Annotated in this window: 25 protein-coding genes; 11 read left to right on the forward strand and 14 right to left on the reverse strand. The window is 63.0% G+C overall.

Annotated elements, in window-relative coordinates:
* Positions 1-277: 277 nt before the first annotated feature.
* The 6 genes from lptC to ptsN all read left to right on the forward strand — a co-directional run bounded on the left by lptC (position 278) and on the right by ptsN (position 5,697).
* On the forward strand, positions 278-991 hold the full coding sequence (lptC, locus tag EB233_RS09270; RefSeq protein WP_064991993.1) for an LPS export ABC transporter periplasmic protein LptC: 714 nt from the start codon (positions 278-280) through the stop codon (positions 989-991).
* A complete protein-coding gene (locus EB233_RS09275; protein ID WP_064991994.1) occupies positions 978-1,583 on the forward strand; it encodes an LptA/OstA family protein in 606 nt (201 codons plus the stop codon). Before lptC ends, EB233_RS09275 begins: the two co-directional genes overlap by 14 nt.
* Positions 1,583-2,401: an LPS export ABC transporter ATP-binding protein gene (gene lptB, locus EB233_RS09280; RefSeq protein WP_064991995.1), complete on the forward strand. Its 819-nt coding sequence runs from the start codon at positions 1,583-1,585 to the stop codon at positions 2,399-2,401. The genes EB233_RS09275 and lptB overlap by 1 nt, the downstream gene beginning before the upstream one ends.
* Before the next feature lie 250 nt (positions 2,402-2,651).
* Positions 2,652-4,178 (forward strand): RNA polymerase factor sigma-54, encoded by a 1,527-nt coding sequence (rpoN, locus tag EB233_RS09285; RefSeq protein ID WP_064991996.1) that lies wholly within the window; start codon positions 2,652-2,654, stop codon positions 4,176-4,178.
* A gap of 367 nt (positions 4,179-4,545) precedes the next feature.
* Positions 4,546-5,130: a ribosome hibernation-promoting factor, HPF/YfiA family gene (gene hpf, locus EB233_RS09290; RefSeq protein WP_064991997.1), complete on the forward strand. Its 585-nt coding sequence runs from the start codon at positions 4,546-4,548 to the stop codon at positions 5,128-5,130.
* A 102-nt stretch (positions 5,131-5,232) separates the two neighbouring features.
* A complete protein-coding gene (gene ptsN, locus EB233_RS09295) occupies positions 5,233-5,697 on the forward strand; it encodes a PTS IIA-like nitrogen regulatory protein PtsN (RefSeq protein ID WP_019861194.1) in 465 nt (154 codons plus the stop codon).
* A 111-nt stretch (positions 5,698-5,808) separates the two neighbouring features.
* On the opposite strand, the gene EB233_RS09300 is transcribed toward ptsN, so the two are convergent.
* A complete protein-coding gene (locus EB233_RS09300; RefSeq protein ID WP_032918604.1) occupies positions 5,809-6,066 on the reverse strand; it encodes a BQ00720 family protein in 258 nt (85 codons plus the stop codon).
* Positions 6,067-6,129: 63 nt separating this feature from the next.
* A complete protein-coding gene (locus EB233_RS09305) occupies positions 6,130-6,555 on the reverse strand; it encodes an Hsp20 family protein (RefSeq protein ID WP_013893014.1) in 426 nt (141 codons plus the stop codon).
* Between the two features lie 256 nt (positions 6,556-6,811).
* Between EB233_RS09305 and EB233_RS09310 the strand changes: the two genes are divergently transcribed.
* A complete protein-coding gene (locus EB233_RS09310) occupies positions 6,812-7,753 on the forward strand; it encodes a nucleoside hydrolase (RefSeq protein WP_064991998.1) in 942 nt (313 codons plus the stop codon).
* A gap of 154 nt (positions 7,754-7,907) precedes the next feature.
* On the opposite strand, the gene EB233_RS09315 is transcribed toward EB233_RS09310, so the two are convergent.
* From EB233_RS09315 to EB233_RS09350, 8 genes are all read right to left on the reverse strand, one after another.
* Positions 7,908-8,522: a LysE family translocator gene (locus EB233_RS09315; protein ID WP_064991999.1), complete on the reverse strand. Its 615-nt coding sequence runs from the start codon at positions 8,520-8,522 to the stop codon at positions 7,908-7,910.
* A 104-nt stretch (positions 8,523-8,626) separates the two neighbouring features.
* On the reverse strand, positions 8,627-10,072 hold the full coding sequence (locus tag EB233_RS09320) for an amidase (protein WP_064992000.1): 1,446 nt from the start codon (positions 10,070-10,072) through the stop codon (positions 8,627-8,629).
* A 1-nt stretch (position 10,073) separates the two neighbouring features.
* A complete protein-coding gene (locus tag EB233_RS09325) occupies positions 10,074-10,979 on the reverse strand; it encodes a ribokinase (protein ID WP_064992001.1) in 906 nt (301 codons plus the stop codon).
* A 147-nt stretch (positions 10,980-11,126) separates the two neighbouring features.
* Positions 11,127-11,609, reverse strand: coding sequence for a hypothetical protein (locus EB233_RS09330; protein WP_064992002.1), 483 nt, complete (start codon positions 11,607-11,609; stop codon positions 11,127-11,129).
* Positions 11,584-12,108, reverse strand: coding sequence for a hypothetical protein (locus EB233_RS09335; RefSeq protein WP_064992003.1), 525 nt, complete (start codon positions 12,106-12,108; stop codon positions 11,584-11,586). Before EB233_RS09335 ends, EB233_RS09330 begins: the two co-directional genes overlap by 26 nt.
* Positions 12,075-12,437: a hypothetical protein gene (locus EB233_RS09340; protein WP_064992004.1), complete on the reverse strand. Its 363-nt coding sequence runs from the start codon at positions 12,435-12,437 to the stop codon at positions 12,075-12,077. The genes EB233_RS09335 and EB233_RS09340 overlap by 34 nt, the downstream gene beginning before the upstream one ends.
* A gap of 50 nt (positions 12,438-12,487) precedes the next feature.
* Positions 12,488-12,958: a hypothetical protein gene (locus EB233_RS09345; RefSeq protein ID WP_064992005.1), complete on the reverse strand. Its 471-nt coding sequence runs from the start codon at positions 12,956-12,958 to the stop codon at positions 12,488-12,490.
* 221 nt (positions 12,959-13,179) lie between these two features.
* Complete coding sequence (locus EB233_RS09350) at positions 13,180-14,055, reverse strand: methylated-DNA--[protein]-cysteine S-methyltransferase (RefSeq protein ID WP_064992006.1); 876 nt, start codon at positions 14,053-14,055, stop codon at positions 13,180-13,182.
* 214 nt (positions 14,056-14,269) lie between these two features.
* Here EB233_RS09350 and EB233_RS09355 point away from each other — a divergent pair, with 214 nt between their 5' ends.
* On the forward strand, positions 14,270-15,085 hold the full coding sequence (locus EB233_RS09355; protein WP_064992007.1) for a class I SAM-dependent methyltransferase: 816 nt from the start codon (positions 14,270-14,272) through the stop codon (positions 15,083-15,085).
* Positions 15,086-15,167: 82 nt separating this feature from the next.
* On the opposite strand, the gene EB233_RS09360 is transcribed toward EB233_RS09355, so the two are convergent.
* Complete coding sequence (locus EB233_RS09360) at positions 15,168-15,662, reverse strand: DUF2244 domain-containing protein (RefSeq protein ID WP_064992008.1); 495 nt, start codon at positions 15,660-15,662, stop codon at positions 15,168-15,170.
* A gap of 22 nt (positions 15,663-15,684) precedes the next feature.
* Between EB233_RS09360 and nth the strand changes: the two genes are divergently transcribed.
* Complete coding sequence (gene nth / locus EB233_RS09365) at positions 15,685-16,497, forward strand: endonuclease III (protein ID WP_064992009.1); 813 nt, start codon at positions 15,685-15,687, stop codon at positions 16,495-16,497.
* On the opposite strand, the gene EB233_RS09370 is transcribed toward nth, so the two are convergent.
* A complete protein-coding gene (locus EB233_RS09370) occupies positions 16,485-16,940 on the reverse strand; it encodes a DUF2214 family protein (RefSeq protein ID WP_064992010.1) in 456 nt (151 codons plus the stop codon). The genes nth and EB233_RS09370 overlap by 13 nt on opposite strands.
* A gap of 228 nt (positions 16,941-17,168) precedes the next feature.
* Here EB233_RS09370 and EB233_RS09375 point away from each other — a divergent pair, with 228 nt between their 5' ends.
* Positions 17,169-17,708, forward strand: a complete 540-nt coding sequence (locus EB233_RS09375) for a GNAT family N-acetyltransferase (RefSeq protein WP_064992011.1) — start codon at positions 17,169-17,171, stop codon at positions 17,706-17,708.
* Between the two features lie 20 nt (positions 17,709-17,728).
* Here EB233_RS09375 and EB233_RS09380 read toward each other — a convergent pair whose 3' ends face one another.
* The gene (locus EB233_RS09380; protein WP_208986342.1) at positions 17,729-20,218 is read right to left on the reverse strand and encodes an EAL domain-containing protein; all 2,490 of its coding nucleotides are present in this window, start codon (positions 20,216-20,218) and stop codon (positions 17,729-17,731) included.
* Between the two features lie 279 nt (positions 20,219-20,497).
* A complete protein-coding gene (locus EB233_RS09385) occupies positions 20,498-21,256 on the reverse strand; it encodes an IclR family transcriptional regulator (RefSeq protein ID WP_064992013.1) in 759 nt (252 codons plus the stop codon).
* Positions 21,257-21,442: 186 nt separating this feature from the next.
* Here EB233_RS09385 and EB233_RS09390 point away from each other — a divergent pair, with 186 nt between their 5' ends.
* Entirely contained in the window at positions 21,443-22,420 is a 978-nt protein-coding gene (locus tag EB233_RS09390; RefSeq protein WP_064992014.1) for a Bug family tripartite tricarboxylate transporter substrate binding protein, read from the forward strand.
* Positions 22,421-22,552 lie beyond the last annotated feature (132 nt).

Raw genomic sequence — 22,552 nt, forward strand, 5'->3', positions numbered from 1 at the left:
GTGGCAATCCGCCCGCCGCGATCCCGGCGCTGTCTGTTTTGTGACTGGCCCGCGCAAGGGACGCGAGATAAGGGAGGAAAGGCGGCGATGAAAAAACGGCGCAGGCGTGCCCATTTCTGCTATGAAGTACCGGTTGTTGTGCCGACCTCGTTTTCGTTTGTTCAACCACAGTTGTCACATTTTTGCGGTTTTCGTGGGCTTGTGCTTGCTTGAAGGCGCCGGCCCACCACCTATAGGCGGTGCTCCCTGGCGGACAGGGGTCTAGAAGAAAGCAGTCATGTTAGCGCGATCGAATGAACCGACCAGCCCCGAGACGGAGTTGGCTCCCCCGGCGGATGGCTGGACGCGGGGCGATGCGTTCGACCGTGCCCAGCGCCATTCGCGCCGCGTGCGCGTGCTCAAATTCGCCGTGCCGCTGGCCGCGGCGCTGATCGCAGTCGCCTTCCCGGTCTATTCCTATCTGGCCGCACCCGTCTCCGTCGCGGTGCAGTCGGAAGGCACCGCCTTTTCCAACGGCAAGCTGGTAATGGCCAACCCCAAGCTCAACGGTTTCACCAAGCAGAAGCAGCCCTATTCGATGACCGCCCTGCGGGCGATACAGGATGTTAGCACGCAAGGCATCATCGAACTCGAAGGCATAGATGCCAAGGTGCCGGTCGGGCCGGACAATGTCGCTGCGATCAAAGCCTCGCGCGGTACCTATGATCGCAACGGCAATACGATGAAAATGACCAGCGACGTCATCATCACCACAACCGACGGCATGCAAGCCAAGTTCAAATCGGTCTTCCTCGACATGGGCAAAGGCACTATGAAGACGGATGATCCCGTCGATGTCAGCCGTGGCGGGTCACAGATCACTGCGAATTCCCTGACGGTCCAGGACAATGGCAAGGTCCTGGTGTTCGAGAACAGGGTGCGCGTCAACATCGATCCTGCCGCTCTGAAGGCGGCTGAGGCAGAGGGCAAAGAAGCGAATGTGGGTCAATAGTTCGACACGGCTTGCGGCCGCAACTTCGGCGTTGCTCCTGCTGGGCCTTGCGCCGTCGCTGGCACAGTCCGGCGCCACCAGTCAGGTGTCGGGCCTCAAACTGGCGGGCGACAAGCCGATCCAGATCGAAAGCGACAAGCTGGAAGTCCGGCAGGCCGAAAATGTCGCCATCTTCACGGGCAATGTCACCGTCGTCCAGGGACCGACGCTGATGAAGGCCGGCAAGATGATGGTCTACTACATCAAGGATCCGAATGCGGCGGCCAAGGGCACGGAAGCTGCCGGCGCGGCGATGACCGGATCGGCCAACATCGACCATCTGGAGATCTCCGACAAGGTCTACATCAAGTCGGATCAGCAGGTAGCTACCGGGGATCAGGGAAGCTTCGACATGAAGAGCCAGGTGCTGGTGCTTTCAGGCAAGAAGGTCGTTCTTTCGCAAAACGACAACGTCCTGGTCGGTTGCAAGCTGACCGTCCAGATGAAAAGCGGGCTGGCCCAGGTTGATCCATGCGCCGGGCAGCGCGTCCAGATGTCGATCACGCCGCCGCCGAAATCGGATGCGCCGAAATCGGGAGCGACGAACCCCTGATGGCCAGCCTGTCATCGCTGACGGCGCGTCTTCCGGGACGAGCCGCGGCTAAGGTTTCGGCTCCGGCCACGATCAACGTCGACAAGGCGAAGTTCAAGGGAACCTTGATCGCCAAGGGCCTGACCAAGAGCTACAAGGGCCGCAAGGTGGTCAGTGGCGTCACGCTGGGCGTGCGTGCCGGCGAAGCCGTCGGGCTGCTCGGCCCCAACGGTGCCGGCAAGACGACCTGTTTCTACATGGTCACCGGCCTGGTGCCGGTGGATGAAGGCACGATCGAGATCGACGGCTTCGACGTCACCTCGATGCCGATGTACCGCCGTGCGCGTCTCGGCATCGGCTATCTGCCGCAGGAGGCGTCGATCTTTCGCGGCCTCAATGTCGAGCAGAATATCCGCGCGGTGCTCGAAGTGGTCGAAAAGGACCGCAAGGCGCGCGAGCGCAGTCTCGACGAACTGCTCGAGGAATTCCATATCAGCCACCTGCGCAAGGCGCCATCCATGTCGCTCTCCGGCGGCGAGCGGCGGCGCCTGGAAATCGCGCGCGCGCTGGCGACGCGCCCGGCCTACATGCTGCTCGACGAGCCTTTCGCCGGCATCGATCCGATTGCGGTCGCCGATATCCAGCAGCTAGTTCGTCACCTGACGGCGCGCGGTATCGGTGTCCTCATCACCGACCACAATGTGCGCGAGACGCTCGGGCTGATCGACCGCGCCTACATCATCCATGCCGGTCAGGTGCTGACCCATGGCCGCGCCGACGAAGTGGTGGCAAATCCCGACGTGCGGCGTCTTTATCTCGGCGAGGGTTTTACGCTCTGAGTTTTCCATGCAATTGCGGACGGCGGCGCTGCTTCCGGGATTTTGCCCTGGGCGTGAAATTTGTTTCCTGACACGATTTTTTGGGTGTGACGGCCTGATTTTCGGCGATTTTGCTCCGGGATAACGCTCCGGTAAGCGGCTTTTGCTAGGCTTTGCCTTGACAAGCAAAAGCCGGGCCAGTTTCTATGGCCAGCCGCGAAATTCATTTGCGGCAAGTCCGGACGCTAGAGGAGGCGTTTGAAACCGAACCATGGCGTTGGCGGCGAAACTACAGCTCCGACAGTCGCAGTCGCTGGTGATGACGCCGCAGCTGATGCAGTCGATTCGGCTGCTGCAGTTCACCCATGTCGAGCTCGAGCACTTCATCGACGAGGAGATCGAGCGCAACCCGCTTCTGGAGCGCGCCGAGCCGCAGGACGACGCCGCCAGCGACCAGGCGCAGAAGACCGAGGCGGAGCCGCAGGCGGCGGCCGATGGCGACTGGTTCGAGAACGAGGCGGGATGGAGCGCCGAGGCGATCTCGGAAAAACTCGATACGTCGCTTGAGAACCTGTTTCCCGATGATCCCGGCACCAGCGAGCGGCTCGGACCCGACCTGACGGCGCAATGGAAATCGGCTTCCGGCAATGGCGGCGGCTCCTCGTCCGAGGGGCTTGACGCCGGTGACATGGCAGCGGGCGCCATCACCTTGCGCGACCATGTCGGCGAGCAGGTCGCACTTGCCTTCGCCGAACCGGTGGCGCGGCTGATCGCGGCCGACCTTGCCGACGGGCTCGACGAGGCCGGTTATCTACGCGCGGACCCGGCCGAGGTCGCCGCACGGCTTGGCACCGACGCTGCCACCGTGGCCAAGGTGCTGGCGGTGTGCCAGACGTTCGAGCCGGCCGGTCTGTTCGCCCGCGACCTTGCCGAGTGCCTGTCACTGCAGCTTGCGGTGCGCGATCGCCTCGATCCGGCGATGAAGGCCCTGGTCGCCAATCTCGAACTCCTGGCGCGGCGCGATTTCCAGACGCTGAAGCGGATTTGCGGCGTCGACGAGGAGGACCTGCTCGACATGCTGGCCGAGATCCGGGCACTCGATCCGCGTCCGGGCATGGCGTTTTCGGGCGGCGTCAGCGACGCCATCGTTGCCGATGTCGAGGTGCGCGCGGCCAATGACGGCAGTTGGACCGTCGAACTCAACGCCGAAACGCTGCCGCGCGTGCTGGTCGACCATATCTATTTCGCCCAGGTCTCGCCGCATGCCAAGAACCAGGTGGAAAAGGATTTTCTGGCCGAATGCCTGCAAAACGCCAACTGGCTGACGCGCAGCCTCGACCAGCGAGCAAAGACCATCCTCAAAGTGGCCTCGGAAATCGTGCGCCAGCAGGATGCGTTCCTGGTCCATGGCGTGCGCCATCTGAAGCCGCTCAACCTGCGCACGGTGGCCGACGCCATCGGCATGCACGAATCGACCGTCAGCCGCGTCACCGCCAACAAATACATGCTGACCCCGCGCGGCGTGTTCGAGCTGCGCTATTTCTTCACAGCCTCGATCGCCGCGTCGGGCGGCGGCGACGCGCATTCCTCGGAAGCGGTGCGCGACCGCATCAAGCAGTTGATCGACGAGGAGAAACCCGTCGATGTCCTTTCGGACGACGCGATCGTCGATATGCTCAAGGAAAACGGCGTCGATATCGCCCGGCGCACGGTCGCCAAGTACCGGGAAGGCATGAATATTCCGTCTTCCGTGCAGCGCCGGCGCGAAAAGCGGGCGCTTGCCAGCGCCGGTCGTTAAAGCAACTCTGGCAAAGTGTAAGGCGGTTTTCCAGAAGGAATTGCGTCAAGACAAAGAGATGGAGCGGTTCAGCGTTTCCCTGAAACGATGAACTGCTCCAGGCCTCGGGCATTTTCCACAGCTTTCGAGCTTCATTGACAAGCCGCGGGGAAGTGTCTAGAAGCCCGCCCGCATGAGACGGGCCCGATGCCCGCTAGCGGATGGTCCGTCACGACAATGGCCTCGGGACGGTCAAAAAGGCGGCTTGCGATCAACCGGAAAGTTCGGATTTAAATCGGCGCGAGTGACGCCGCAAAGCTTGTGCGCACGGATCACGAGTATAAACTCAGGCCAGTTTGAAGCCTGAGCAAGGAAGGTCAGTTTTCAGATGAATCTGCGCATATCGGGAAAACACATGGATATCGGCGATGCGTTCCGCACACGCATCAACGATCGTGTCGGCGAAGCGATCGGCAAATATTTCGATCGCGGCTTTGCGGGACACGTCACCGTCATCAAATCGGGCTCGCGCTACCAGGCGGATTGCATGATCCGGCTGGATTCCGGCGCCTCGCTGCAGGCCACCGGCGATGCCCAGGACCCAACCTTGGCCTTCGAGGCCGCGGCCGATCGGCTGGAGACCCGGCTCCGGCGCTACAAGCGCCGTCTCAAATCGCACAACTCCGGCAACGGCAACGGCGATCTGACCGACATCGCCTATACGGTGATGGCGCCGCTTGCCGATGACGACGAGGATATCCCGGAGGATTTCGCACCGGCCATCGTCGCCGAATCAACCATGACGCTGAAGACCATGTCGGTGGCCTCGGCGGTCATCGAGCTCGATAACAAGGACAGCCCGGTGTTCGTTTTCCGCAACGCCGGAACCGACCATCTCAATATCGTCTATCGCCGGCCCGACGGAAACATTGGCTGGATCGACCCGTCCACGACCAAGGTCGCACAAGCGTGACGACCAACGTCGCACAGGTGACGACCGAGATCGCACAGGGATAAAGCCAGCCGCACGAGGGGTGGGGACTGGTGACGGCAGGCGAACAAGGGATTTTCAAGCATGGATCTGAGCGATCTTATCAGCGTTCCGGCGATTTTGCCGGCGTTGAAGGCGAACTCCAAGAAGCAGCTTCTGCAATTGCTGTCCGAACGGGCAGCGGCGATTTCGGGCATTCCGGAGAGGGAAGTGTTCGACACCATCCTGCAGCGTGAACGGTTGGGCTCGACCGGTGTCGGCAACGGCATTGCCATTCCGCATGGCAAGCTCGCCGGCGTGAAGCGCATCGCCGGCGTTTTCGCCCGGCTGGAAACGCCGGTCGATTTCGAGTCGCTGGATGACCAGCCTGTCGATCTGGTGTTTCTGCTGCTGGCGCCGGAAGGGGCGGGCGCCGACCATCTGAAGGCCCTGTCGCGCATTGCCCGCGTGCTGCGCGACGCCGACACGGTGGCCAAGATCAGGGGCACGCGCGACGCCGCTGCGATCCACGCGCTGCTGTCTGATACACAGGCCTCGCACGCCGCCTGAAGCCATTTTGGGGTGTGATCGCCAAGGGCCGCGTCAAGCGGCCCTCTTAGTTTCAGCTAACCAATCGCCAAGTCCGCAACGGAAACGCTAAGCGCTTTCGTTGGAATGCTCTTAATGAATGGCGACGGTGGTCAGGTCGTTTTCCATGGCGCCGGCCAGCGCGCGGTCACGCGCATCGGAAAGCAGGATCGGCTGGCCATTGGCCGCAAACAGTGCCCACAGCGTCATGCCGGGCGCGAGTTCGCCGATGTTGGGGAAACGGCCCAGCAGATCGTCGCTCGAGACCTTGCGGAGGTAAGCGACCGAGCCTTCGCCGAGATGGGCGAATTCGCCGCTGGTCATGGTGATGGTTTCGTCAGTTCTAGTCATTTCAAGCCTCCTTGGCGCGAGGACGCCACGATTGGCCGTCCCGCATAGAGCCATCGGCGAAGATCAGTCTTTCACCGATATGTTTATTTTCCGTACCAGCCGTTCGGACTCCGGCCGATCGAGGTCGATCGACAACAGGCCGTTCTTCAGTTCCGCCGCGATCACCCGCATGCCGTCGGCCAGCACGAAACAGCGCTGGAACTGGCGCGCGGCGATGCCGCGATGAAGGAATTCGCGCTCGGTGTCGTCGGTTTGACGGCCGCGCACGACCAACTGGTTCTCCTCCGTGGTCACATCGAGATCGCTTTCGGCGAAACCGGCGACGGCAAGCGTGATGCGCAACCTTTCGGCCTTGCCGTCGGCGCCGCTGAGCCGTTCGATGTTATAGGGAGGGTAGCTGTCGCCGGATTTCGCCAGGCGCTCCAGGGTCTTTTCCATGGCGTCGAAACCAAGGAGAAGCGGGCTGGAAAAAGGCGTCATTCGGCTCATGTTACACTGTCCTCTCAAGAGCGACATAAACTGGAAAAACCCGGATGGCATTTTTCCCGATGCTCTTGATATGGTCCGCCCCGCGACCAAGTTCAAGCCACCAGAAGACCCGCCCAAAAAGACCAGGCCTTGGACTCACAGGAATAATCGACATGGCGCTTGAAACGACGCTTGGATGCAAGGAGAAGCGCCAAGGTCCTGCTTCGGGCGTGCTCTCGATCCGGTGAGTTCACGGCCAGCCAAACAAGGAATTGAAATGCCCCAACCACGCAAGATCATCATCGACACCGATCCTGGACAGGACGATGCCGTCGCCATTCTGTTGGCGCTCGGCAGCAGCGAACTGGAGATCGTCGGCCTATCAGCCGTCGCCGGGAACGTGCCGCTGAAGCTTACCGAAAAGAATGCCCGCAGGATCTGCGAACTGGCCGGCCGGCCTGACATCAAGGTCTATGCCGGTGCCATCCGCCCGCTGGCGCGCACACTGGTCACCGCCGAGGAAGTGCATGGCAAGACCGGCCTCAACGGGCCGCAACTGCCCGAGCCGACGATGCCGGTGCAGGAGCAGTATGCCGTCGACTTCATCGTCGAGACGCTGATGAAGGAAGAGAGCGGCACCATCACGCTCTGCCCGCTCGGGCCGCTGACCAACATCGCGCTGGCGCTGATCCGCGAACCGCGCATCGCCCCGCGCATCAAGGAGATCGTGCTGATGGGCGGCGGCTTCTTCGAGGGCGGCAACGTCACGCCGGCGGCCGAGTTCAACATCTATGTCGACCCGCAGGCCGCCGATCTGGTGTTCAAGTCCGGCATCCCGATCGTGATGATGCCGCTCGACGTCACCCACAAGGCACTGACCACCACGAAACGCATCAAGGCCTTCCGCGACCTCGGCACCAAGGTCGGCATCGCGACCGCCGAGATGCTGGAATTCTTCGAACGTTACGACGAGGGCAAGTACGGCACCGATGGCGGGCCGCTGCACGACCCCTGCGTCATCGCCTATCTGTTGAAGCCGGAGCTGTTCAAGGGCCGCAACTGCAACGTCACCGTCGAGACCGCCTCGGAGCTGACCATGGGCATGACCGTCATCGACTGGTGGGGTGTCACAGCCAGGGAAAAGAACGCCATGGTGATGCGCGACATCGACCATGACGGTTTCTTCGCATTGCTGGTGGAGAGGCTGGGAAGGCTGTGAAAACTCCCTTCTCCCCGTTCACGGGGAGAAGGTCCCGGCAAGGGGATGAGGGGCAGCGCAACCGCCGAGAGTATGCCTGCATCCTCGGCGCTGCCCCTCGCTCGATCGCTTCGCGACCACCTCTGCCCGTACACGGGCGAGGGAAGGGCCGCTATTACTTCGACCGTGAAAAAGCCAGCCACAGGCCGCCGCCGACCATGAAGCTGCCACTGATCCTGGACAGGAGCTTGACGCGGCGGGCCGACAGCATTCGGCCGGCGCGGCCGGCGGCCAGCGCATAGGTCGAGTCCGACATGGCGGCGAAGATCATGGCGGTCAGGCCCATGACGACGATCTGCAGCGAATAGTTGCCTTGCGGCGCGATGAACTGCGGGAAGAAGGCGCCGAAGAAGATCAGCGTCTTGGGATTGCTCAGCGCCACCAGCAGGCCCTGCAGGAAAAAGCCGCCACGCGGCTTTCTCGCCGTTCCATCCGCATTCAGCGTGCCCTTGGAGCGGAACATCTGCACGCCCATCCAGATCAGGTAGGCGGCGCCGATCAGCCTGACCCATTCGAACCAGTGGCCCATGCCCGAGATCAGCGTGTTGAGGCCGATGCCGACGATGGCGATCATGATGGCAAGGCCGGCCTGGGTGCCGGCGACATTGGCAAGACCGGCGCGGGAGCCATGGCGGATGCTGTTGGCGATGATCAGCGTGACTGTCGGTCCGGGCACCAGGATGATGACGATGCAGGCGAGGACATAGGCGGCGTAGAGTTCCAGCGACATAGGTTTTCCTCAAAAATTCTGCCGATGCGGCGCAACCGGGAACAATCAATGCATAGCGGCAGCCGGGTGCGCAAGCCATCGGCGAAGCGCCGCTGGCTTGCGCTTCAAGCGCCGACGGGCCAGGGCAGCGTCGCCTCATAAGCGGCTGCCGCCCTCAGCACCGCGAGGTCGCCGCGCGGCCGTCCGATCAGCTGCATGCCCATCGGGCGGCCCTGGCCGTCGAAGCCGACCGGCACGTTGACCGCCGGGCAGCCGCCTAGCGTAGCGTAGGCGGAAACCTGCATCCAGCGATGGTAGCTGTCCATTGGCCGCCCGGCGACCTCGCGCGGCCAATGGATGCCGACGTCGAAGGGGAAGACCTGCGCGGTCGGCAGCGCGATGAGAGCAAAGCGGTCGAAGATCGACAGCAGCGTGCGATGCCAGGACGTGCGGACGACCGAGGCAGCACGGATCTGCGGCGCCGTCAGCCGCATCGCATTTTCCACCTCCCAGACGGCTTCCGGCTTCAGCAGGCCGCGCCTGGAGGGGTCGTCATAGTGGACTTTGAGGGCGCAGCCACTGCTGGCCTGGCGCAGTGTGACGAAGGCCTGCCACAGCGCTTCGAAATCGAAATCCGGCAGCAGCGGCTCTGTCACGAAGGATGCGTCCTCGAACCGATGAAGTGCCGCCTCGCACAGATCGATAATGCCGGCTTCGAGCGGCAGATGGCCGCCGAGGTCGCCGAGCCAGGCGATGCGGCCGCCAGTCGAGGGCGGTGCAAGCCCATCGAGGAACGAGCCCGGCTTCTCATAGGACAACGGTGCCTGCGGATGGTAGCCAGCCTGCACGTCGAGCAGCAGCGCCATGTCGGCGACGTTGCGGCCCATCGGCCCCTCGACGCCCATCTGCGCATGAAAGACCTCGACGTCCGGCCCGCCGGGCACAAGCCCCTGCGAGGGCCGAAAACCGTAGACATTGTTCCAGGCCGCCGGATTGCGCAGCGAGCCGCCGAAATCGCTGCCGTCGGCGACAGGTAGCATGTCGAGCGCCAGCGCCACCGCCGCACCGCCGCTCGAGCCGCCGGCGGTGAGCGCGGGGTCGAACGCGTTCAGCGTCGGCCCGAAGACAGTGTTGTAGGTGTTGGATCCCAGCCCGAATTCGGGGACATTGGTCTTGCCGATGATGATGGCGCCGGCGTCGCGGATGCGCTCGACGAAGAAATCGTCTTCCTGCGGCACGAAATCGGCGAAGATCGGCGAGCCGAAGGAGGTTCTGAGGCCCGTGGTCGAGGCGAGGTCCTTGATGGCTATCGGCAGGCCAAAGAGCGTCCCGGTTTCGGCTCCCCGTCTGGCATCGGCTGCATCAGCCTCACGCAGGACGTCGCCGCGTTCGCGCAACGAGACGATGGCGTTGACCAGCGGGTTGACCGCATCGATGCGGTCAAGGAAAGCCGTCACCACCTCGCGTACGGAAAGGCTCTTGCGACGGATCGCCTCGGCCAGTTCTACAGCCGACAGGCGGCAGATGTCGCCGGCCGGCGGCACGGCGTGTTTGGTGCGGGGACGCGTCATTTCAGCTGGCTTCTTGCAATGCCTGGTCGACATCCTTGGCCAGCGGGATCGCCGGCTGGGCGCCAGGCTTCAGGCAAGCCAGCGAACCGGCCGCACCGGCGCGCGCCAATGCCTTGTCGAGCGCGAGGCCGGACGACAGGCTGGCAGCGAAGTAGCCGCAGAAGGTGTCGCCGGCGCCGACCGTGTCGACAGGCGTGATCTTCATGGCAGCAACGGTCAGGAAATCGCTAGGCGTTGCCGCCATGACGCCGTCGCCGCCGAGCGTGACGACGATGGTGCGGCCGGTTTTCGCCGCGAAGTCGCGCATGCGTGCCGCCCGATCGCGGCCGTTCAGAGCCAGCGCCTCGCCATAGAGGTCGAATTCGGTCTCGTTGGCGACGGCATAATCGGCCTTGCCGAGGAAAGCCGCCGCATCGCCCTGGAAGGGAGCGGTGTTGAGCACGGTGATGGCGCCGGCCGCGCGGGCCTGGTCGAGCGCGGCATCTACGGTCGCCAACGGGATCTCATGCTGCAAAAGCACGACATCGCCCTTTTTCAGAAAGGCTTTGGACAGGTCCCCGGGCAAGACGGACGCGTTGGCGCCGGGAACCACGGCGATGATGTTCTCGCCGTCGTCGCCAACCATGATCAGCGCCGTGCCGGTCGAGGCAAAGGTTTCCCCCACGCCTGACAGGTCGACCTTGGCCTCGCGCAGCAATGCCAGCGCCTCGGTGGCGAAACTGTCCCTGCCGACGGCGCCGACCATGCGCACCGGGACACCGGCACGTGCAGCGGCCAGCGCCTGGTTGGCGCCCTTGCCACCGGGCGCCGTGGTGAAACCGGAGCCGCTCACCGTTTCGCCAGGGCTCGGCAGGCGGTCGACTTTGGCGATGAGGTCGAGGTTGATCGAGCCGATGACGATGATCAAGCAAGGCCTCCTGTCGGTACAAAAACTCAAGGTGTTGGCGCGTTCCGGGCAGATGCACGTCGCTCCAATCGCGCGGGAAGCTAACCTGTAAGGCAGCAGCTTGCCAGACCACTCCAATGGGTCCAGTCGGTTTTGTGTTATATCAACCTATTCGCAGAGCACCGTGACCGTGCCCTGATAGGTGCCGGCAGGAAAGATACCGCTCGACTTGGTAGCGGTGAGATCGACCTGCATGGCGTGGGTGCCGTTGGTGACCCTTTGCGGCACGCTTCCGTTGTTGTCGACCCCCGAGCCGTCGAGGCGGAAGACCGAGACGAAGGTCACGTTGGTGCCGCCGCCGCTCGGCGCGGACGAAAATGCGGCAGGGGCAGGCGCCGAAACCGAATAGCAGTCAAGCAAGTCGAACAAGGAACACAGCAGTGAGCTTGCCACGATGGTGGCGTTCGCACTCGATCCGCCTGCTTGTTTGGAGCCCAGTATACTGATGGCGGGATTTGCCTTCATCGTTCCCGATGTCCCGACCATGATGGTGCAGGTGCCGATAATCGCGGCCGGCGCTGGCTGGCAGAAGCCGGCCAGGACTGCCATCGCGAACAGTGTGCGGCTATTTCCTCTTCTTTTTCTTGCCATTGGCATTTCCGGTTCTGAGACTCCAGCCCTCATTGGCCCATCCGGGTGACGCGGTCGCGGCAGCGGCGGGAGCGGTGGCGGCCACGCTCCCGGTCTGGCCGTCGGCGCCGAGACCCATTTTGAGGAGTTTCAACTCCAACTGCAGGCGCTGGACCTCGAGTTCGTACAGGCGGCTGCAGTCGAGACGCTTCGGCGTACGTCCGATCGGGATCACCACCCGGCCATAGGTGGCGACGCCATTGTCCGTCTGGCCGTTACCCCTGATAACGCCGAGATCGACGTAGGCACCTGAACCGGAGACTGCGGAACGGCAAGTGGTGCCGTCCGCGGCATGCACCTCGTCCTGGCCTTGGGGCAAGGTGACACCGGGCAAATTGAACCCGTTCTCGTTCTGGTTGAGATTGTAGATCTGGTCCTGCGCCTGGGATGGAGCGGTGTTTGTCACAGCAACTGCAAGTGCCAGCGTCAGGACTTGCGATGCCCAAAAAACTTTCCGCATATCTGTGCCTTTATCTGCGTCTGTTGATTGGGGAAGGGGATGCTTTCGGTACAGATACGGACTTTGCGCTCGACCGCGCCGCCGAAGGGGACGACAACGAGGACGGGTCGGGAGGCCTGGGAGCCGAGTTGGAAGACACTCGGAGAGATCCTGGCGTCAACCGGCTGAAAGTCCTGATCGTAGACGTGGATTTCGACCCTGATCTTCTGGTCGTAGGGATTGGCCGGGAAGACACGGACGGCGAAGACGTCGGTGAAACTGTTGATCTCGCCACGCATCGGCGACATCGACTGGGCGCCGGCGGCAATAGGCATCAGCGCCACGGCCATTGCCGTCGCCAAGGTTCGAACATGTGTCAAGGACCCCTCCTTCCTGAGGGCTATTCGCAGCGCAGCGTCACCGTTGCCTGATAGTTTCCGTTGGAGAAGCGGTTGCTGCCGCTCTTGGTGCCGGCCAGATTGACCGAGACGAGATCGGCGCCGGGTGTGGTGATTGCGGTGGCCGAGCCTGTCTCCACGATCGAATGCGCGCCCGCGGCCGAATAGGTCGGTGTCCAGGTGGTCGACGTGGTGTCGGCCGACGGCACCGTCGTGGTGGTCACCGGATCGACGCTCAGCGACACGCCGCCGGTCGTCGTCAGAGTGACGGTTCCGGCCGAGCCGCCGCTGTTGTGGGAGCTGAGGGACTGGAGATCGGGACTGACCGTCATCGTGCCATTGGTGGCGATGACAAGCGTGCAGGTCGGGCTGACTGTGCCATTGAAAATGACATTTTGCGTCGTCGCCGACGCGGCCTGGCCCATGCACGCGACCAGCAATGTTGCACCGATGGCGGTGCCAAACGACTTCATCGCGCCCCTCCTATCAAATCGGATTGCCCGAATTAACAGGAGTCATGATCGCTTTATCATGGTTAATTTAGCGTAAACTTAAATAACGCACCCAAATAACACCGGTGAATAAACCGACGGTTGTCTCAGGTTGTAATCCGAAATTCGTAGAATAAATCGTACTAATACTTAGAGATGCGAATATTCATATATTCGTTCGCTGAAGATTGAAAAATCGATATTCAGGATGACACTTGCCCCGCCTCCCAGCCCAATATGGCGCGTTTGCGAGTCAGGCCCCAGTGATAGCCGGTGAGGTCGCCGGACTTGCCGATGGCGCGGTGGCAAGGCACGACGAAGGAGAGCGGGTTGGCGCCATTGGCGGCGCCGACTGCCCGGCTGGCGCTCGGCGCGCCGATGCTGGCGGCGATCGAGGAATAGGTGCGGGCCTTGCCCATCGGAATCCGCAGCAGAGCCTCCCAGACGCGAACCTGGAAGTCGGTGCCGATCATGACGACATGCAGCGGCTGGTCGGGGCGCCACAGCGTCTGGTCGAAGATGCGCGCGGCATAGGGACCGGTCGCCATGTCCTCGACATAGATGGCGTTCGGCCAGCGGCTGGACATGTCGGCGAACGACGCGCGTTCCTCGCCTGGATCGCTGAAGGCGAGGCCTGCAAGGCCACGGTCGGTGGCCATGATCAGGGCGGTGCCGAAAGGCGAGGGATGGTAGCCGTAGCGGATGGTGAGACCGGCGCCGCGCGTCTTGTAGTCGCCCGGCGACATCGCCTCATGGGTGACGAACAGGTCATGCAACCGGCCGGGACCGGACATGCCCAGTTCGAACGAGGTTTCGAGCAGCGGCATGCCGGAATCGAGCAGCCGGCGGGCGTGATCCAGCGTCACCGCCTGCAGGAACGCTTTTGGCGACAGGCCGGCCCAGCGGGTGAAAAGTTTCTGCAGACCAGTCGGCGTCTCGCCGACCTCCTCGGCAAGCTCCTCGAGCGAGGGCTGGTCGCGGTAGTCGAGGCTGATCTTCTCGATGGCGCGGCGCACGATCTCATAGTCGCTGCCTTGCGGCGTGATGTCCTTCTTGAGGACTGCTGTCTGTGTGCTCATCGGACTGTCTCCTTGGCCAGGAATATCGCCCCTTGGGGCGCCGATCGCCACCCGAAACTTGCCTTCTTGCCGCGCATACCCAGATAGACTCGGGTTTCGTGAGCCTGTTCCATCCCGACGTGTCGGGATGGGGCTCTATCTTTGTGTTCGAGCATGATCTTTTCCGAAACCCGGCATCCACATTTCGGGATCATGCTCTTGCGAGGAGTCGCTCATGGCCGGCGAGAAAGTGCATCTGACCGGGGCAAGGGAAACCTTGCTGATGACGCTCTACGGCAAGGCGTTGGAAAGCCGGCTGCCCGATTCGCTGCTCGGTGATCATTTCGCCGACAAGGCGGTGCGCAAGATCGACTATGATTTTGCCAGGCTCAAGGTCGACGAGAATCTCGGCATCGGCCTGGCGATCCGGGCCAAGACACTGGACGTTCGTGTCGAGGATTTCCTGGCGAGAAATCCCGGCGCCATCGTGCTGCATCTGGGTTGCGGGCTCGATACGCGCATCTTCCGTGTGGATCCGCGACCGGGCGTGGACTGGTTCGATGTCGACTATCCAGAAGTTATCGAGCTCAGGCACAAGCTCTACCCGTCGCGCGACCATTACCACCTCATCGCTTCGTCGGTGACCGAGCCCGGCTGGCTGGCTGAAGTGCCTCGCAACCGCCCGGCCATCGTCGTGGCGGAGGGGCTGACGCCCTATCTCCCCGCCGACGAGGGGCTGCGTCTGGTTTCTCGGCTTGTCTCGCATCTTGCCGGCGGCGAGTTGATGTTCGACGCCTATAGTCGTTTCGGCCTGACGTTGCTTCGCCTCAATCCGACCATCAAGGCGACGGGCGCAGAAGTTCACTGGGCGATCGACGATCCGCACGAGCTGGAGCAGGCGGTTCCCAAGCTGCGGTTCGTCGAGGACATTTCCGCCTACAAGCCTGAACACGCCGCCCGCATGGGCTGGTCCGCCAAACTGTTCGTTCGCCTTTGGAAGCACATTCCGGCGCTGCGCAAGGTCGGCAGGCTTTTGCGGTATCGGTTCTAAGCACTTTGTCTGTCGCAATTCCCAAGGGAAAGCGCTGCGCGCTTTTCTAGGGAACCGCTTCACACTTTTCCGGGAATTGCTTCTAGCGCGTCTTGGCGGTCGCCAGCGCCCGCGAAAAGGCGGTGGCAAAGCTCTCGCGGGACTCAGGATCGAGGAAGCCGCCGATCGGCACGTTCTGGCCTTGCCCTTCGACCGTCATCTTGGTGATACCGATCTCGGCGTGCCGGGCGACCGAGAATCGTGCCCAGAACGGGTTGAAGCGGTGCGCTTCCGATTTTCCCGAGGGAGTTGTCTTGCGGATGTCGAGGCTGGTGCGCGAGACCGACACTTCCTCACGGGCGCGGGCGGCGCGGTAGTTGGCGCGGAAGGCGACGTAGACGGCGACCACGTCGAGGCCGAAGAAGCCGAACACCGGCCAGGCGCCACGCGACAGGAAAAATGCACCTGTCACCAGCCAGCCGAACAGCAGCGCGCTCATCAGGACCAGGAAACCCGTCCTGCCCAGCGACCGGTGCGGGGTCAGCAATGCGCGGAAGAAGGGTTCGTCGGCCTGGAATGAGGCGTTTGTGTCGCTCATGACTGGATATTATAGGAAGGGAATGGCGAGCCCCAAGTCCAAAGAGTCTCCGATGCCCAAAAAAGAGCTGTTGCCCGGCCGACGCGATGGCTCGAACGCCAAGCCCCGCGCACGGCCGGTGCGGCGGACGTCGCGCTACAGTCCGGCCGAAGTGCACGAGATCTTCCGGCGCTTCTGCGTCCAGCGGCCGGAGCCGAAGGGCGAACTCGAACATGTCAACGCCTTCACCCTGCTGGTGGCGGTGGTGCTTTCGGCGCAGGCGACGGATGCCGGCGTCAATAAGGCGACACGGGCGCTGTTCAAGGTCGCCGACACACCGCAGAAAATGCTGGCGCTGGGTGAGGCAAAGGTCGGCGAATACATCAGAACCATCGGGCTCTGGCGCAACAAGGCCAAGAACGTGATTGCGCTGTCGCAAGCGCTGATACGCGACCATGGCGGCGCGGTGCCTGATGACCGCGATGAACTGGTCAAGCTGCCGGGCGTCGGGCGCAAGACCGCCAATGTCGTGCTCAACATGGCCTTCGGCCAGCACACAATGGCGGTCGACACGCATATCTTCCGCATCGGCAACCGGCTGGGCCTGGCGCCTGGCAAGACGCCTGAGCAGGTCGAGCAAGGGCTGCTCAGGATCATCCCGGACGAATATATGCGCCATGCGCATCACTGGCTGATCCTGCATGGCCGCTATATCTGCAAGGCGCGCAAGCCGGACTGCCCGGCCTGCGTCATCGCCGATATCTGCAAAGCCGAGGAGAAGACGACCGACGTGCCGGCGCCGCTGGTGCCGATCGCTTCGCTTGAAACGGCTTCAGCGGAAAATCAAATGCCGTAACCGCGCGCCATCGCCGCCGCGAAGACCGGAATCAGCAGGAAGACGAAGGCCTCGGCGCGGATATAGGCATTGACCGAGACCAGTTCGCTCGCGGGTACAGCGAAGGAGGGATTGGCGCCAGCCTGCCGGTTCCAGGAAATGAAGCGCACGGTCGGGACGATCGATAGCAGGCCGACAACGCCGAAGGCCGCCATCTTGGCCCAGAACACCCAGTTGTGGATATAGAACTCCCAACCTTTCAGGCTCCAGAAGACGCGGCCGATGCCGACGATGATGATCAGCGCGGCGATGATACCATAGTGACGGTCGATGCCGGCGAGCCGCTTGAGCGTCGCCGCGGGCAGGTCGCCGCGGATCAGAACGAATTCGGCGCCGATGATGCCTGCCAGGGAAAACACCAGCAGGTGATGGACAATGGCAAGCGCAAGGTCGGTCGTTTCCATGCTTCTTCCCTCGGGTTTGAGCACCAGCGGCGTCAGAAAGATCCCACGCCGGCAGCTGCTGAATCAGCATGCCTGGAACCTAACACCGCCGGGCAGAATTCCCATGACGGACTCGCCGCTTCTGAACGTTGTCCGTCGCTGCTTGCCTGGATGATGGCGCATCTTCCGCTGGCCCTTGCACCGCAGGGGCGATTTGCTAAGCGCAGGCACCATCAGCGAGGCAGTCCCATGAACAACAGCCAACCGACCGTCGCCCCCGTCATCGAGACGCAACGAACCATCCTGCGGGCGCACCGGCTGGACGATTTCGATGCCTATGTCGCCATGTGGGCCGATCCGGCCGTCACCCGTTTCATCGGCGGCAAGCCGCGTACGCGCGAGGAAAGCTGGATGCGCTTCCTGCGTCACGCCGGCCTGTGGTCGCTGCTCGGCTACGGCTTCTGGGCGATCGAGGACAAGGCGACGGGCCGCTTCGTCGGCGAGGCCGGGTTTCACGATCTGAAGCGCGACATCGAGCCGCCGATCGAAGGCATTCCCGAGGCCGGATGGGCATTGGCTCCGGCCGTGCACGGTGCCGGCCTTGCCACCGAGGTCGTCGGCCGTATCCTGGCCTGGGGTGAGGAAACATTCGGACGGGCGAGAACCGTCTGCATCATCGATCCCGAGAACATCGCCTCGTTGAATGTGGCTGGCAAGGTCGGTTATCGCGAAGTGCTGCGAACCACTTATCACGACGCCCCGACCGTCCTGCTGGAGCGGCTGTCCTAAACTGGGTTGCGGTTCCCGGGCTAGCCGGCCTTGCGGCGCAGCTTCCGCGCCACGTCGGCCCATGGATCGGCGCTCCCGGCGGCTGGCGTGACGCCACGGCCAAGCAGCACCATCGAAGCATCGAATGGTTTCGGCCTGGCGATCCCATAGCCCTGGGCATAGTCGACGCCAATCGCCTTCAGCGCGGCGGCGATACCGTCGCTTTCGACGAATTCGGCGATGGTGCGCTTTCCCATGACCTTGCCGATGTGGTGGATCATCTCGACCATGGCGCGGTCGATGCGGTCGTCCAGCATGTCCTTGACGAAGCTGCCGTCGATCTTGAGGTAGTCGACCGGCAGATGCTTCAAATAGGCGAAGGATGACATGCCGGAGCCGAAATCGTCGAGCGCGAAACGGCAGCCAAGCCCGCGCAGATCGGCGATGAAGCGCATGGCGTTGGTGAGATTGGCGATGGCGCTGGTTTCAGTGATCTCCATGCAGATCATGGCAGGCGAAATGCGGTGGACGAGGAATTGCTCCAGCAGGAAGCCGAGGAAAGTCTCGTCGCCGAAGGTCGCGCCGGAGAGATTAATGGCACATGTGGCGATCGGCGGCGTGCCCGGATCCGCCTGCCGGGCGGCCAGGATGCGGAAGGTGTTGCGCACCACCCAGCGGTCGATCGACGGCATCAGGCCGTAGCGCTCGGCAGCCGGAATGAAGCTCTGCGGGGTGACGAAGCTGCCGTCCTCGTCGGTCAGCCGCAACAGGATCTCGATATGCGCGCCCGCCTCGGCGACGTCGTCGTTGAGCGGCCGGATTTCCTGGGCATGCAGCCTGAAGCGGTTTTGCTCCAAAGCGGCGTGCAGGCGCTGTACCCACGTCATCTCGCCGAAACGCTCTCGCAAGGCCATGTCGCCGTCGCTGTGGATCTGGACGCGGTTGCGGCCCTTCTCCTTGGCCATGTAGCAGGCGACATCGGCGGCCCGCAGTGTCTCCTCTATCGTCACCTGCGCGTTGGCGATCTCAACCATGCCGATGCTGACGCTGGTGTTGAAGGGCCTGCCGTCCCAGGCGAAATGCAGGTCCTGCACGCCCGCGCGCAGCCGTTCGGCGATGTCGGCCGCATCATCGGCTTCACAATCGACCAGCAGCACGCCGAACTCGTCGCCGCCCAATCGTGCCAACACGTCACACGGCCGCAATTCGTGGGTCAGCAGTGCCGAGATCTGGCGCAGCAACTGGTCGCCCGCGGCATGGCCACACGTATCGTTGACGAGCTTGAACTGATCGAGATCGAGATACATCAAAGCGTGCTGCCGGGGCTGGCCCTGCAAATCGACGATCGCCCTTTCCAGCCGGCTTTCAAAATCGCGCCGGTTGGCGAGCCCGGTCAACGCATCATGCGAGGCCTGCCATGAGAGCCGCTCGATATAGTCCTCTTCGCGCGTCATGTCGTGGAAGGCGAGCACGGCGCCGACGACCTCACCGGCAACAAGCAGCGGCGCGCCGGTCAGCGCGACGGGAACGACGGACCCGTCTGGCCGCTGCAGCAATTGCGGACGGGCGCTGGAACGGCGCGCTTCGCCGGCCAGGAGACGCTCAATCAGCTGCGTTTCCTCCACACTGGTGTCCTTGTCGACGAGACGAAACAGCGATGCGATCGGTCTGCCCCTGGCGGTGCCGAACGGGCAGGCCAGCAGTTTTTCGGCAACCGCGTTCATGTAGTCCAGCCGCCCGTCACGGCCGGTGCTGATAACGGCCTGGCCGATCGAAGCAAGCGTGACCTGGGCGCGCTCGCGCTCGGCATTGAGCGCCAACTGGAAGGCCTGGCGTTGCGCCAAGAGCTTGCGCGTGCGCCAAACGGCAAGAAGGATCAACGAGGCGGCGGTGACGAGATTGGCAAAGGTGAGTAGCCTCCGGATGAAGCGCGATCCCTCGCCCAGACTGTCCGAGAAGGCCTTGGACAATGGCGTGACCTGACGGTCGAGCCGATGGATTTCCGCCTTCCAGGCGCTGATCTCCGCCGCCGACGCCGGCCCCTTCACCAGCGTCGCATGCATCGTGTCGCCGAGCCGCTGGATGGCGAGGATCATCGTATCGGCCGCCGCCCAGTCCCGGATGGCTGTGTCGAGATAGCTGAAATTCCGGAAATTCTGGAACAGCCAGATCAGCCCGGCGACGTCGTCCGGATGATTTCTGCCCTGCAGAAAGCCCGCGCGCGCTGCCTCCGCATCGGGGGTGGGCTGCTCGAGCGCCAGGCGGGCCGAGCGGTCGGCCAACGGAACGGCTATCGCTTGGCGATATTCGCCGAAGAATTGATCATTGCCGGTGTCCGCGTAAAGGCTGAGGAAATAGATGGCGTGCTTTTGCCCCTTGGACCAATGGCTTTCGCCGCCGACATAGGCGCGAACCGCCGAAAGGGTGTAGAGGCTGAGGCTGGCGACCAGCGCCTGGATCAGGACGACGGCGATGAACGGCCAGACGAGCCCGAGAAGACGGGGGCTGGCGTCTATCGATGACAGCTTCATAGACTTCATGGACGTGCCATGATCCTGTCAGCGTCTGTCCGACTGTTTCATCCGCCGGTTGAGACGATTTTCTTCCCCACATGTCGCTCGATGGCGACAACAAACCGGGTATCATGAGGGGCTTAACAGCAAATAAATGGTTTCGTTTTCTAAGACGACTTTTCTTGCCGGCGCAGCCGAATATTACGCGACGTCAAGTGACTGCTTAAAGTTGAATCGGTTTGTATTCGAAGCGTATCGGTCTTTTACCGGCCCGTAACAACGCGGGCTGGGCTGAGCCTACGCGGCAAGACTTGCCTGTTCCAGCAGCGAGGCATCCTCGCCGAAGGCGCGGGTGGCGCGGGCCGCCGCCTCGAGCAACGGACGTTTCATGCGTTGAAGGAAGGCGGCATCGACGCGCGTGCTCGGGCCAGCCAGCGTCAATGCACCGAGCAGGATGTGTCCCGGTCCGAATACCGGCGCCGAGACACCCGCCGTGTCGGGGTCGCGATCGCCGACGGCAAGGCAGTGGCAGGTTTTTCGGATGGTTTCGTAGGGTTCACCGGGCTGGCCGGAAAACGCCGCAAGCACGCGTCCGCCCGAGCCGACAAGCAAGGGCAAGACGTCGCCCTCGCGAATGGTGTAGCGGATCGGATGTTTGGATTCGACGCGGTAGAGACAGGTGCGGACATCGCCTGAACGGACATAGAAGGCAACGCTTTCCCAACTCCGCTCGGAGAGGTCGCGCATGATCGGCAGCAGGATGTCGACCGCCACGACCGAACGCTGATAGAGCGCGCCCAACCGGAATGCAGCCGGCCCGACCCGGTAGCGCCCGTCGTCCAGGCGCTCGAGCAATTGCCCGCGCAGCAATGAGTTCGCCAGCCGCAGGATCGTGCTCTTGTAAAGGCCGGTGCGGGCGGCGAGTCCGGCCAGGCTGAGCGAACGGTCAGCCGTGGTGAAGGCATCGAGGATGGCGATCGCCCGATCCAGGGCCGCAACACCTTCGGCCGACGCGAGCCGGTTTTCCACATCAGTCGATCTGTCTGGCAAGTCCATTGCGGTTCCCAGTTCGGTGAAACCCGAGCGGAGCCACTCTGTCGCGCCATCAGGGGTGTTCTGTCCAGCAGAATATCGTTCCCGTTGACAGAACTCGGTAACATCTGCTTGAACTCGATCACGGGTCTGTGAATGCAGGCGCGTTTGGCAGGCACCGGAGGAGGTGTCGTGATCTGGAGGAATCCCATGCTGAACAGACGCAGATTTTTGATGAGCACGGCGGCGGCAGGCGCTGCCGGCCTTGCAGGACTTCATCACACGCCCGCTTTCGCCGAAGGCGCACCGCAGATCCAGATTTTCGTGCCGGCCGCTCCCGGCGGCGGCTGGGATCAGACAGGGCGCACGATGGATCAGGTGCTGCGCTCAGAGAAGCTGATCTCCGGCTCGCAGATCACCAATGTCGGCGGTGCCGGCGGCACGGTCGGGCTGCCGCAGTTCATCAGCCAGTGGAACGGCAAGGGCAATTCGCTGATGGTCGGCGGCATGGTCATGGTTGGCGCCATCATCGCCAACAAGGCCGCCAACAATCTGACGCAGGTGACGCCGATCGCCCGTCTCACCGGGGAATTCGAGGCCCTGGTGGTGCCGGCGGAATCGCCATTCAAGACCGCCGCCGATTTCGTCGCCGCGCTCAAGGCCGATCCGACGAAGGTTCCCGTCGCCGGTGGTTCGGCCGGCGGCTCCGATCACATCCTGTTCGGCCTGATCGCCAAGACGGTCGGCGTTCCGGCGGCCAATCTGTCCTATGTGCCGTTCGCCGGTGGCGGCGAGGCCCTCTCGGCGCTGCTCGGCAATCAGGTGGCGGCCGGCATCTCAGGCTTTGGCGAATTCTCCGAACAGGTCAAGGCCGGCGCGCTCAGGCTGCTGGCCATTTCGGCCGACAAGCGCCAGGACGGCATCGATGCGCCGACGCTGAAGGAAGCCGGCATCGATGAAGAACTGTTCAACTGGCGCGGGGTTTTCGCGCCTCCCGGCGTGTCCGACGCGGACAAGGCGGCGATGATCACGATGGTCGAGGCCATGGCCAAGAGCGATGCCTGGGCGACCGAATGCAAGAACCGCAACTGGACATCCATCCTCCTCACCGGCGACGACTATGCGAAATTCGTCGCCGAGGATTCGGCACGCATCGAAGCCATCCTCAAGGATCTCGGCCTCGCCTGATTTTCCCCAAGGGGGCGGCGCGAGCCGTCCCTCAGTTTTCAGGTCGAGCCGATCGCAGGAGCGAGTGCGGTCAGTCAACGCGTGAAGGTACGTGAAGCCGCTGGCGGATGCCGGCTGTCTTGGGAGGACATT

This window comes from Mesorhizobium erdmanii, from assembly GCF_013170725.1.
Lineage (GTDB): Bacteria > Pseudomonadota > Alphaproteobacteria > Rhizobiales > Rhizobiaceae > Mesorhizobium > Mesorhizobium erdmanii.